Here is an 11,986-nt window from a genome sequence, read left to right as displayed (position 1 = left end):
GCCCAGGCTCAACCGCCTTCGCTGCACTCCAGGTTTTCGATGCGCTCTGCCGCCTCGCGGACGTCTTCATGGAACATCTGGTCTCCCAGCTTCACGGAGACCTGGCCCTCAAAGCCGCGCAGCTTGACCAGCGCAGCCTCGTAGCCTCCGCTGCCCATGCGCTTGAGCCCGCACAGCGCATAGAGCTTGGCCACGGGAGATCGGCGCGGGTCGTCGATCACCGACAGCAGGACGGCATTGGCCTCGGGCCGCCTGAGCATGGCCTCCAGGTGCCGCTCCGCAGGCGAGATCTCGCCTGCGAACCCGACCAGTCCCAGGTTGAACTGCGAGGCGTCCAGCGGCGCCGGGTCCAGCGGACGGGCCATGGCCGCAGTGGACAGGAGCAAGCAGATCAGGGCGGCGGACAGGGTGGTCTTCATGGCAGAGGCAAGGCCGTGGATGGCCTGATGAGGCAGTGGAAAAGGATCTTCGATGCAAAGCGTGGCGGCAGGTTCCCCCATCGCCGCCTTCACCGCCATCGTCATCCGCCAAGCAGCCAGCCTGCGGCCAGCGTCCCGGCATAAAACAGCAGCAGGGTCACAGGCACCAGATGCCAGCCCCAGACCCGGAACCACCAGTGATTGAACCAGGTCACCAGCGCACCGATGACGGCGCAGATGGCCAGCGCATCCAGCCGCTGCTGAAAACTGTCGGCAACACCTTCGGACGCGAAGAAGATGAATGCCGCAATGAAGGAACACAGCAAGGCGGTGTAGAGCGCCACTTTCTCTTGCCTGCGGAATTTCAGGATGCTCATGGAGGGCCAGGGAGGGTTCGATGATTCGGTCGCCAGAAAAGCCCGCGCCGCCAGAGCGCGCAGGTTTCACAGCGGCACAATTCTTCGTATAACGCCCTGAATGCGCCATCGGACCCGTCCGAATCTGCGGCCACTGCCGCGCATGCGCAACCCGCTGCGACTCCTTCAACGCTCCATCAGCTCAATCGGCCACGGCCAGCACCACGGCGGACTCCGACACCGTCAGCCAGACCTTGCGCCCTGCGCGCAAGGTCCAGGACTCGCCCTCGGCCGGCTCGGCCGCGTAGCCCACGCCGCTACCGCCCCAGGGCAGTTGGGCCACCACTTCACGCGGCCCCGCACTGTCTCCCCGGGCCACGCGCTGCACCTGGGCGGGCCAGGCATTGGCCTGGGCATGCACATCGGAGCGTGGCGCCGAAGGCAGCACCTGCACGGCTGCGGCCTTGCACAGCGCCATCACGGGCAGGCCCGGCGCCAGGCCCAGCAACTGGGCGCTTTCTTCGGTGATGCGTGCGGCAATGCCTGATGCATCCCCGCCGCCGTCGGGCAGCAGCCAGACGCGGACCTGGGCGCCCTGCGCCTGCAGGGCACCAACCCGGCAAGGCCACAGATTGCGCATGCTGGTGCGCAGGCCCAGCCCCAGCCCGGGAGCCGCCGAAGAAACGCCGGCGAGCCCGCCAAAGCGCTGCAGCACCTGCGCGCGCGCCTGCTCCAGCGCATCGGCCATGGCCAGCAGGGACTGCCCGGCCTCGGTGATGCGCGCGCCACCACCGCCGGCGCCGCCCACCGAGCGCTCCACCAGGGCACGGCCCGCCAGATTGGTCAGCACATCCAGCGCCTGCCAGGCCGCCTTGTAGCTGACACCCGCCTCGCGCGCGGCCTGGGAAATCGAATGCCCTGCCGCGATATGCCGCAGGATGGCGATGCGCCGGTCGGCCAGGTCATGGCCCAGCGCGGGCACCAGGTCTGAGGGAGAAGCGGGGGTTGCGGCAGTCATGCGCAGCATCATGCCCGCCAAGCGTTATTTCCCGCCAAGCAAAACGCCTGCACCCTGCATGCGCATTTTCAGGTCGTTACACTGCGCTATTCACCAACGGAATAGCGAGAGACCCATGAACGTGAACCAGCCCCTGCGTGCCACCGCCTTCGCCGCCCTTGCCCTGTTCGGCTGGGCCGCCGTGCAGGCCGCCGAAGTGTCGGTGGCCGTCGCCGCCAACTTCACGGCGCCCATGCAGAAGATCGCCGCCGAGTTCGAGAAGGACACCGGCCACAAGGCCCTGCTGTCCTTCGGCGCCACGGGCAAGTTCTATGCGCAGATCGTCAACGGCGCGCCCTTCCAGATCCTGCTGGCCGCCGACGACACCACGCCCGAGAAGATCGCCAAGGAAGGCCGCGGCCTGCCCGATTCACGCTTCACCTACGCCATCGGCCAGCTGGTGCTGTGGAGCCCCAAGGCCGGCTATGTGGACGACAAGGGCGAGGTGCTCAAGACCGGCGACTACAAGCACATCGCCGTGGCCAACCCGAAGCTGGCGCCCTACGGTACCGCAGCCATGGAGGTGCTGAACAAGCTGGGCATCACGGCCCAGGTGCAGCCGCGCATCGTCATGGGCGAGAACATCGCCCAGACCTACCAGTTCGCGGCCACGGGCAATGCCCAGCTGGGCTTTGTGGCCCTGTCGCAGGTGATGGAAAACGGCAAGCTGCGCGAAGGCTCGGCCTGGCAGGTGCCCGGCGCCATGCACGAGCCCATCCGCCAGGACGCCATCGTGCTCAACAACGGCAAGGACAACGAGGCCGCCACCGAGCTGATGAAGTACCTGCGCGCCGACAAGGCCCGTGCCATCATCCGCTCCTACGGCTATAGCTTCTGACACCTGTTGAGGCGCGCTTGCGCGCCTTCCCTCTCTCCTGGGGAGGGGTCGGCCGGCACGGGCCCGTGCTCAGCGTCGCTGAGCCGGGCCGCGCCGGTTTCGTGCGTTGAGTGAGATCCAACAGCGCTGCGAACCACTGAATTCTTCCCGCATGATTCTTACCGCCGACGACTACGCCGCCATACGGCTGACGCTGAAACTTGCCAGCGTGACCACGGTGCTGCTGCTGACGCTGTGCACGCCGCTGGCCTGGTGGCTGGCGCATACGCGCTCGCGCTGGCGCGGCCCGATTGGCGCCGTGGTGGCGCTGCCCCTGGTGCTTCCGCCCACGGTGATCGGTTTTTACCTGCTGGTGACCATGGGCCCCAACGGCCCCGTGGGGCAGCTGACGCAGGCGCTGGGGCTGAGCACCCTGCCCTTCACTTTTCCGGGCCTGGTCATCGGTTCGCTGGTCTATTCCATGCCGTTCACGGTGCAGCCGCTGCAGCGCGCCTTCGAATCCCTGGGCACGCGGCCCATGGAGGCTGCGGCCAGCCTGGGCGCGGGGCCGCTGGACCGCTTCTTCACCGTGGCGCTGCCGCTGGCGCGCCCGGGCTTCATCACGGCGGCCGTGCTGACCTTTGCGCACACCGTGGGCGAGTTCGGCGTGGTGCTGATGCTGGGCGGCAATATTCCCGGCGTGACGCGCGTGGTCTCGGTACAGATCTACGACCATGTGGAGGCCATGGAGTACGCCCACGCCCACTGGCTGGCGGGTGGCATGGTGGTGTTCTCCTTCCTGGTTCTTCTGGCCCTGCACCTGTTGCAGCCGCGTGAGGAGCGCCGCGCATGATGACTGCCTTCTCTGCCTCCCTGATGTCCGACGCAGCGCACACCCATCCCTCCTCGGAAATCATCGCGAACCTGGCGCTGGAACGTGCCGACTTCCGCCTTGACGTGCAGCTGCAGTTGCCCGGGCGCGGCGTCACCGCCCTGTTCGGCCCCTCGGGCTGCGGCAAGACCACCTGCCTGCGCGCCCTGGCGGGACTGGAGCGCGCGCGCGGCCGCGTCGCCGTCAACGGCGAGGTCTGGCAGGACGATGCGGCCAGCCAATGGCTGCCCACGCACCGCCGTGCGCTGGGCTATGTGTTCCAGGAGGCCAGCCTGTTCCCGCACCTGACCGTGCGGCGCAACATCGACTACGGCATGCGGCGCACGCCGGCCGCACGGCGCAAGGTGTCCCAGGACCAGGCCGTGTCCCTGCTGGGCATAGGCCATCTGATGGACCGCATGCCCTCCACCCTGTCGGGCGGCGAGCGCCAGCGCGTGGCCATTGCGCGGGCGCTGGCCACCAGCCCCCGCGTGCTGCTGATGGACGAGCCCCTGGCCGCGCTGGACGCCCAGCGCAAGGCCGAGGTCCTGCCCTACCTGGACCAGCTGCGCCGCGAACTCGACATTCCCGTGGTCTACGTCAGCCACTCCATCGACGAGGTCGCGCGCCTGGCCCAGCACCTGGTGCTGCTCAAGGCTGGTGGCCTGGTCGCCGCCGGCGCCACCAGCGAGCTGCTGGCACGGCTGGACCTGCCCCTGAGCATGGGCGACACGGCAGCGGCCATGGTCAGCGCACAGGTCCAGCAGCACGATCCCGATGCACACCTGAGCACGCTGTCCTTCGATGGCGGGCGCCTGCGTCTTGTCATGGCCTCCCCGCGCCCCGTCGGCGAAACCGTGCAGTTGCGCGTGCAGGCACGCGATGTGAGCCTGAGCCTGCAGCACCCGCAAGACAGCAGCATCCTCAACATCCTCCCTGCCACCGTGCAGGAGCTGCGCGAGGACGGCCCGGGCCAGGTCATGGTCTCGCTGCAGCTGGGCCCGTCCCGCCTGCTGGCGCGCATCACCCTGCATTCCGCCCGGCAGCTGGGCATTGCGCCAGGCATGCATGTCTTCGCCCAGATCAAGGGCATGGCATTGCTGGACTGAGCACGCGCGGCGGCGCCGATATCATGCGGAAGCCGCCTGAGCGGCCCACGCCATGAACGCCACCACCGAACACGCCCCCGCACCCGTCCCCACCCCAGACGCAGGCCCCGGCGCAGCAGATGCTGCATGCGCCGCCCCGCCTGCCATTGCCGCGCTGCGCACGCATGCGGTGGCGCGTCACCGGATCGAGCACGGGGGTGCGGTCAGCATCCAGGCCGAACCGCAGGTGCTTGCCAGCGAAGTCCCCATCGCCCTGGTGTTCAATGGCATCTCCCATGCCGTGATGATGGGCACGCCCTCGGACATGGAAGACTTTGCGCTGGGCTTTGCGCTCACCGAAGGCATTCTGGACAGCGCTGCCGACTGCTACGGCATCGAAGTGCGCGCCGTGGCCGCCGAAGCCGCAGGCCTTCCGGCCGGCATGGACGGCATCGAGGTGCAGCTGGACGTGGCCTCGCGCTGCTTTGCCCGCCTCAAGGACCGGCGCCGCAGCATGAGCGGGCGCACGGGCTGCGGTGTCTGCGGCGTGGACAGCTTCGCGGCGCTGGATCTGTCCTTCGACCCGCTGCCCGCGCATGACTGGATCGCCCGCGTCGATGCCGCCACCGTCTGCGCAGCCATCGCGGCACTGCCGCCATTGCAACGGCTCAACGCCGAAGCCGGCGCCGTGCATGCCGCTGGCTGGGCAGGGCTGGACGGGCAACTGACGGATGTGCTCGAAGACGTGGGCCGCCACAACGCGCTGGACAAGCTGGTCGGCCGCCTTTCCCGCACAGGCCGCCTGGGCAAGGCCGGCTTTGTCGTGCTCTCCAGCCGCGGCAGCCATGAGCTGGTGCGCAAATGCGCCAAGGTCGGCATCGCCGCCCTGGCCACCATCTCCGCACCCACGGCCATGGGCGTGCAGATGGCCGAGCTGACCGGCCTGCGCTTCTGGGGCCTGTGCCGGCCACCCAAGGCGGTGCTGTATGCGCCGGGCCGCGCCTGACCCAATGCCCGAGTGCCGTGCCCGCGCAGCGGCAAGTTCGTAGAATCGCGGGTTCAGCCCCTGGATGTACACCATGAACCGCTGCAAGCCCCATTTCTCTCCCGTCCGCCGCCTGTGTGCCGGCGCCCTGCTCGCCGGCCTGGCCTGCGCCAGCCTGGGCGTGGCCGCGCAGGGCCTGCCGTCCAACGAGACGCGCAATTTCCCGCCGCAGGCCCAGTTCGGCGAGCTGGTCGTGACCCAGTTCCCCGAGGTGGAGATCGACGGCAAGACCATTCGCACCAGTCCGGGCTTTCGCCTGTTCAGCCCTGAACGCACGCTGGTGCAGGCCATCAACTACCAGGGCAGCAAGCTCGTGGTGGGCTATGTGATCGAGCCGCAGACGCAGTGGCTGCACCAGGCCTGGATCCTGACCAAGGCCGAGGCCGACAAGCACTACAAGCCCAAGTCGATGCTGCAGCGCATCCTCAACTGAGGCCGAGCGCACGGCAGGCATCCGACGCACCCGGCCTGCGCCTTGCAGGCCGCACTGCCGGCGCCTGGAGCGTTGCTTGCGCCCTGGCCCGGCCCTCTTCATTTTTCGCAGACCACTGCTTGCAGTGCGGTGGCTGCCTGACGGAACCCCACCATGTCCAAGAAAGTCTTTATCAAAACCTTCGGCTGCCAGATGAACGAGTACGACTCGGACAAGATGGCCGATGTGCTGGGCGCGGCCCAGGGCTACGAGTCCACCGACGACCCGGAGCAGGCCGACCTGATCCTGTTCAACACCTGCTCGGTGCGCGAGAAGGCGCAGGAGAAGGTGTTCAGCGACCTGGGCCGCTACAAGCACCTGAAGGAACGCGGCGTGCTCATCGGCGTGGGCGGCTGCGTGGCCAGCCAGGAGGGCGAGGAAATCATCAAGCGCGCGCCCTATGTGGACGTGGTCTTCGGCCCGCAGACCCTGCACCGCCTGCCCGAGCTGCTCAATGCACGCGCCGCCAGGCACAAGCCCCAGGTCGATATCAGCTTTCCCGAGATCGAGAAATTCGACCACCTGCCGCCCGCGCGCGTGGAAGGCTCCTCGGCCTTCGTCTCCATTATGGAAGGCTGCTCCAAGTACTGCAGCTACTGCGTCGTGCCCTATACGCGCGGCGAGGAAGTCAGCCGCCCGTTCGAGGACGTGCTGATCGAGGTCGCCGGCCTGGCCGACCAGGGCGTGAAGGAAGTCACGCTGCTGGGCCAGAACGTCAACGCCTACCTGGGCAAGATGGGAGACACGGCCGAGATCGCCGACTTTGCCCTGCTGCTGGAGTACGTGTCCGAGATCCCCGGCATCGAACGCATCCGCTACACCACCAGCCATCCCAACGAGTTCACGCCGCGCCTGATCGAGGCCTACGCCAGGCTGCCCAAGCTGGTCAGCCACCTGCACCTGCCCGTGCAGCACGGCAGCGACAGGATCCTCATGGCCATGAAGCGCGGCTACACGGCCATGGAATACAAGAGCACCATCCGCAAGCTGCGCGCCATCCGGCCCGAGATGGCCATGAGCAGCGACTTCATCGTGGGCTTCCCCGGCGAGACCGAGGAAGACTTCCAGAAGATGATGAAGCTCATCCACGACGTGCGCTTCGACAACAGCTTCAGCTTCATCTTCAGCCCGCGCCCCGGCACGCCGGCCGCCAACCTGCACGACGACACGCCGCACGAGGTCAAGCTGCGCCGCCTGCAGGAGCTGCAGGCCGTGATCAACAACAACATCAAGGACATCAGCGACGAGCGCGTGGGCACGGTGCAGCGCCTGCTGGTGGAAGGTCTGTCCAAGCGCGATGGCAGCGAACTCATGGGCCGCACCGAGTGCAACCGCGTGGTCAACTTCCCGGGCAACGAACGCCTGATCGGCCAGATGATCGATGTGAAGGTCACCGAGGCCCGCACCTTCACGCTGCGCGGCGAAGTCGTGGTGCGCCACTGACCGCAACCCGGCCCCGGCGGCCCAGCGACCTCCTGCGTCACCAAAGCCCGGCAATGCCGGGCTTTTTTGCATGTAACAGGACGTGAAAACAGCCCGGCCACTCTGGCATGGTGCCGGCTGGGCCGCTAGCATCGCGGGGTCGCCGCCCTGAGGTCCGTCGGCCTGCATGGCTTTTCCAGCTTCGCTTGCTTGCTATCGATTCCATGAACACCTCCCAGCCCGCCACCTCCCAGGCCGTCCTTGAGGGCGAAGCCCTGCATGCCTTCATGGACCAGGCGCACGAACTGCTGCAGCAGGAGGAGGATGCCAGTCCCATCGCCCCGGCCGAACGCCAGGCGGCCGTCATGGAGCTGCTCTCGCAGCAGCGTTTCGCCCCGGCCACAGTGAGCGAGCTGGAGCGTCTGCACGATCTGTGGCTGGACCTGGAACGGCCCGAAACCGCCAACGCCCTGCTGCGCGAACACCGCGCTGCCACGCTGCAGCCCTTGCAGGGCGACGACAACCTGCTGGCCACGGCCAGCCTGGCGCTCAGCGACATCCAGAGCCGGCTGCGCTTTGACCGTGAAGGCGGCGTGGCCCTGCTCGCGCCCGCTGCCGATCTCATGGGCCGGCTGCCGCATGCCAGCGAGCCCTATCGCTACTGGAACGGCTGGCACTACCTGGCCCGCGAAGCCCAGGCCTGGGCGCTGGCCGAGCAAGGCGTGGACCTGCAGCGCCAGCATGAACGCAGCGACCCGGATGGCGAGGCCTCCCCCGCGCGCCGCGATGCGCGCGCCTGCCTGCGCAAGGCCGAGCTGGCCCGCCTGCGCGGCGATGTGCCCGCCACCGTGCGCCAGGTGCAGGCCGCCACGGCGCAGCTGACCCAGGCCGATGCAGAGCAGAACGTGGACTTCGACGACTGGCTGCACCTTGCGCGCGAGGTCCTGCCGCTGGCCCCGCAAAGCGTTCCGGCCGTGCTCATGGCGGCGGAACAGCACCTGGCCCGCACCGAAAGCCCCGCCGCATCGCAGGCGGTGCGCACGCACCGCAAGGTCCATGCGGCCCGGCTGCAGGCCATGGCCTGCCATGCCATGGGCCAGCCCGAGGCCGCGCTGCAGCTGGCCGCGCTGGGCCGCTTCGGCCTGGTGGATGACTCCGACGATGCCTTCAGCGGCCTGGTGCTGCAGTGGCTGGAAGAGGCGGGCCGCCTGGCCGATGCGGCAGACCTGGCGCTGGAAAGCGTGCTGCACGGCCGCCCCGGATCGGCCCGCCAGGGCTATGAGCTGGCACTGCGCAGAGTGGACAGCGACACCGCCCATGCACCGGCCTGGGCACTGATCCTGGCCTGGGCGGGACTGGATTCCGACATGCAGGAGATCCTGGAAGACAGCCCGGCTGCTCCGCGCAGCGCAGACGACTACCTGGCCCTGGCGCGCACCCAGGCGCCCGGTCACCCGCTGCTGGACCTGATCGACGGCTGGCGCCTGGCAAAGGTCCACCAATGGGAGCAGGCCCTGCCTCTGCTGGAGCGCGGCGTGACCGACCAGCCCCGGCACGCCAACTCCGAACTGCTGCCCATGCTCTGGGCCGCACGCTTCGCCGTGCTGCCCGCCGCGCAGGCGCTGCAGCGCCCCTTCCCCCAGGGCCATGGCGCCCACTGGTGCTATGCAGCGGGCGTGACACTGGATGACGAGGACGACCTGGCCGCCATCATGGGCGAAGGCCGGCAGGTGCCGAACGACGAGCTGCGCGAGCCGCTGGTGCAGCGTTACTACGAAGAGGGCCTGGCCCGCTTCGAAGCCTTTTGGGCCAGCGGCCAGGGCCGGTACAAGGATGCGCACCTGCACGTCTACTCCATGCTCTGCAACAACCTGGCCATCAAGTACCGCTCGCAGCAGCGCTATGACGAGGCGGCGGCCCTGCACCACAAGGGCCTGTCCAGCAGCCCCTTCGCCGAACACCATGACGGCCTGCTGTGGTGCGCCATCCGCCGTGACGACCGCCCCGGCATCGTCACGGCGGCCGAGCAGCTGTGGCACTTCACCCAGGACTACGGCTACAGCCGCCACTGCCCCACGGACTACTTCCCCAGCGCGGCGCTGGCGCTCTACCAGCTGGGCCGCGCAGGCGAGATCGGCATCTGGCTGGAACGCCTGGACCAGTGGTTCGAGGAACTGGACGAGGACGACCAGCGCGAACAGCGGCGCGACTACCTGGCCTCGCTGATGTCCCTGCTGGACTTCTTCTCCGAAAACCATGGTGAAGTGGTGCGCCCGCGCCTGGACGCCCTGCTGCCCGAAGTGCGCGCCCTGGGCGAGTGCTACACGCTGCGCCGCCTGGCCTGCGCCATGGAAAGCTGTGGCCCCATCGACCAGGCCGTGGCCCTGCACCGCGAGGCCATCGCCAAGCTCACGCCCGACGACAGCGAGGCCGAGCACAGGATGGCCCAGGACGGCCTCAAGCGCTGCCTCCGGCTTCGCCCGGACAGCAAGCCCTGGTGGAAGCTGTGGTGAACCCGGGCGCCGGTGCCAACACCGCCAGTGCCTATCGGCCGCGCGACGTGGTCAATGCGCCGGCCATCAAGCAGCGCATCCGCGAGCGCAGCGCGGCACGCGGCGACAGCGAGGAGATCGCCGCCTGGCTGGCCAACCACTTCTACCGCCATGTGATCGGCAACCTCGACGCCGATCCGCCTGCCGTGCAGCCCGTGTCCACGCAGGCCGAGCTGCAGCGCCTGCACCGGCGCGCCGAGCCTGCCGCCTGGGCGCTGGAGCGCCTGCGCGAACATGCGGCCCGCCAGCCGCTGTCACCGGACAGGCCTGCGGCCGAGGGCAGCGCGCCGCTGTGGTGGGTGGAGCCCGACAGCGCACCCCTGCTGGCGCTGGAGAGCCGGCTGCTGGAGTTCCTGTCCACCCGGTGCGGCACCGCGCTGGAGGGCAAGCTGCAGCGCATCAACTGCCCGCAGGCACTGGCGCGCTGGACGCTGGAGCACCTGGCCTTCGCCCGGAAAAGCGACAGCGGCTGGGCCGAACACCGGCCCGGCGCCGTGCGCCCGCTGCTGCGCGGCCAGCTGGGTGTCTTCGTCGAATTCGATGCAAGGAGCCCGGACCTGCGCGCCGAAATGGCCTATGAAAGCCAGATGATGCGCCACTGCCTGGGCCAGTTCAGCGAGCGCGGTGCACTGCGCGGCGGCTATGGCGAGCACTACGCCGAAGCCTGCGAGCAGGGCCGGCTGCGGCTGTTCAGCTACCGCACGGGCACGGCCCAGCCGCGCATCACCGTCAGCGCCCAGGTGCGGGACGACGGGCGGCTGCGCATCGACCAGATCAAGGGCAAGCAGAACCGCCCGCCGATTGCGCGCTACCTGGCCGATGTGCTGGCGCTGCTCAACCACCTCGATACCGATGGCGAGGCGCCAGCCGACGCCCTGGCCATGGGCATCGTGCGCCGACCGGCACAGCCGCTGGCCACGGGCAGCGCAACTGCCTGGTGCGCGGCCAGCGAGCTGCACACCGAGGCCGAACAGCTGTGGCTGCTGCAGTCCCACCCGGCGCTGCTGGAGCAGTTGGACATCCGGTCGCCCCTGATGCAATGGCTGGTTGCGGCACGCCGCGACACCGTGCCCGTGCCCGCCTTCGAGCGCATGCCGCGCAGCGCGGCCCTGCAGCAGTCGCTGGAGCTGGCGCGCCGCCGGGCGGGATCGCCGGCAGCACCGGGCAGGACAGGAAATCCGCGATGAACGCCTTCACCCTTGTTGTGCTGTCCGCACTGCTCTGGTGGGCAGTGCGCGCCGGCCTGCGGCGCCTGCGTGCGGCGCGCCGACGCGGGGACTTCAGCAGCTACCGCAGCGGTGACGCGGCACTGGACTGGGCACTGGCCCTGGCCCATCCCATGGCCTTTCACGCCATCCAGGGCGGCTTTGCGGACCGGCAGCTCAACGGCGCCGACTCCGCCCTGGCCACCCAGTTGCGCCCCATGGTGCTGCACCACCTGGGCCTGCGCACCGACCTGGACGATGCCCAGATCGCACGCCAGTTGCCCGACGGCCTGCGCCAGCGCTGGTTCACACTGGACCTGCAGCGCCTGCAGGCCGGTGACGATCCCCATGCCGCCATGGCCTTTGCCTGCGCGCGCGTGGCCTTCCATGTGCGCTGCGCCTGGCTGCTGGGCTGGGTGGACGAAGCCCTGCACCAGCAGATCCTGCACCTGAACGCATGCCGCGCGCGGGATTGCTTTGACAGCTGGCAGGCCTTCGGCCAGGCCTATGCACGCGGCCGCAGCCAGTGGCTGGCCCGTGGCCGCGCCGACGTGCTGGGGTGCAGCGTGACGCCCGAGCAAGTGCAGCAATGGGTGGCCGATCCGCGCCACCCCTGGCATGCCATGCCCTGGCAGCAGCAGGCCGTCCGGTGACTGCCGCCAGGTGCGTGCGCCGCCTGCCC

The 11,986-nt window shown here is 69.0% G+C and carries 12 protein-coding genes; 9 read left to right on the top strand and 3 right to left on the bottom strand.

Annotated elements, in window-relative coordinates; translation table 11 throughout:
* Window positions 1-8: 8 nt before the first annotated feature.
* The 3 genes from A9976_RS07065 to A9976_RS07055 all read right to left on the bottom strand — a co-directional run bounded on the left by A9976_RS07065 (window position 9) and on the right by A9976_RS07055 (window position 1,805).
* On the bottom strand, window positions 9-419 hold the full coding sequence (locus A9976_RS07065; protein WP_183018413.1) for a hypothetical protein: 411 nt from the start codon (window positions 417-419) through the stop codon (window positions 9-11).
* A 101-nt stretch (window positions 420-520) separates the two neighbouring features.
* Window positions 521-796 carry a hypothetical protein gene (locus tag A9976_RS07060; RefSeq protein WP_183018412.1) on the bottom strand — a complete coding sequence of 92 codons (276 nt, stop codon included), beginning with the start codon at window positions 794-796 and terminating at the stop codon, window positions 521-523.
* A 181-nt stretch (window positions 797-977) separates the two neighbouring features.
* Window positions 978-1,805, bottom strand: coding sequence for a TOBE domain-containing protein (locus tag A9976_RS07055; protein ID WP_183018435.1), 828 nt, complete (start codon window positions 1,803-1,805; stop codon window positions 978-980).
* A 103-nt stretch (window positions 1,806-1,908) separates the two neighbouring features.
* On the opposite strand from A9976_RS07055, the gene modA reads away from it, so the two are divergent.
* The 9 genes from modA (at window position 1,909) to A9976_RS07010 (ending at window position 11,957) form a co-directional block, all read left to right on the top strand.
* On the top strand, window positions 1,909-2,670 hold the full coding sequence (gene modA, locus A9976_RS07050; protein WP_183018411.1) for a molybdate ABC transporter substrate-binding protein: 762 nt from the start codon (window positions 1,909-1,911) through the stop codon (window positions 2,668-2,670).
* A 151-nt stretch (window positions 2,671-2,821) separates the two neighbouring features.
* On the top strand, window positions 2,822-3,502 hold the full coding sequence (modB, locus tag A9976_RS07045; protein ID WP_013804076.1) for a molybdate ABC transporter permease subunit: 681 nt from the start codon (window positions 2,822-2,824) through the stop codon (window positions 3,500-3,502).
* Entirely contained in the window at window positions 3,499-4,629 is a 1,131-nt protein-coding gene (gene modC, locus A9976_RS07040; RefSeq protein WP_183018410.1) for a molybdenum ABC transporter ATP-binding protein, read from the top strand. Before modB ends, modC begins: the two co-directional genes overlap by 4 nt.
* Window positions 4,630-4,681: 52 nt before the next feature.
* On the top strand, window positions 4,682-5,614 hold the full coding sequence (gene fdhD / locus A9976_RS07035) for a formate dehydrogenase accessory sulfurtransferase FdhD (protein WP_183018409.1): 933 nt from the start codon (window positions 4,682-4,684) through the stop codon (window positions 5,612-5,614).
* Window positions 5,615-5,687: 73 nt separating this feature from the next.
* Window positions 5,688-6,086 carry a hypothetical protein gene (locus A9976_RS07030; protein ID WP_183018408.1) on the top strand — a complete coding sequence of 133 codons (399 nt, stop codon included), beginning with the start codon at window positions 5,688-5,690 and terminating at the stop codon, window positions 6,084-6,086.
* A 153-nt stretch (window positions 6,087-6,239) separates the two neighbouring features.
* Complete coding sequence (gene miaB / locus A9976_RS07025; RefSeq protein ID WP_183018407.1) at window positions 6,240-7,568, top strand: tRNA (N6-isopentenyl adenosine(37)-C2)-methylthiotransferase MiaB; 1,329 nt, start codon at window positions 6,240-6,242, stop codon at window positions 7,566-7,568.
* A gap of 203 nt (window positions 7,569-7,771) precedes the next feature.
* Window positions 7,772-10,060 (top strand): tetratricopeptide repeat protein, encoded by a 2,289-nt coding sequence (locus A9976_RS07020; protein ID WP_183018406.1) that lies wholly within the window; start codon window positions 7,772-7,774, stop codon window positions 10,058-10,060.
* Window positions 10,057-11,286 (top strand): hypothetical protein, encoded by a 1,230-nt coding sequence (locus A9976_RS07015; protein ID WP_183018434.1) that lies wholly within the window; start codon window positions 10,057-10,059, stop codon window positions 11,284-11,286. The genes A9976_RS07020 and A9976_RS07015 overlap by 4 nt, the downstream gene beginning before the upstream one ends.
* Entirely contained in the window at window positions 11,283-11,957 is a 675-nt protein-coding gene (locus A9976_RS07010; protein WP_183018405.1) for a DUF1266 domain-containing protein, read from the top strand. The genes A9976_RS07015 and A9976_RS07010 overlap by 4 nt, the downstream gene beginning before the upstream one ends.
* The last annotated feature ends 29 nt before the right edge of the window (window positions 11,958-11,986 follow it).

The sequence above is a fragment of the Delftia sp. UME58 genome (assembly GCF_014170385.1).
Classification (GTDB): Bacteria; Pseudomonadota; Gammaproteobacteria; order Burkholderiales; family Burkholderiaceae_C; genus Comamonas; species Comamonas acidovorans.
This window is presented reverse-complemented; position numbering and strand designations above follow the sequence as displayed.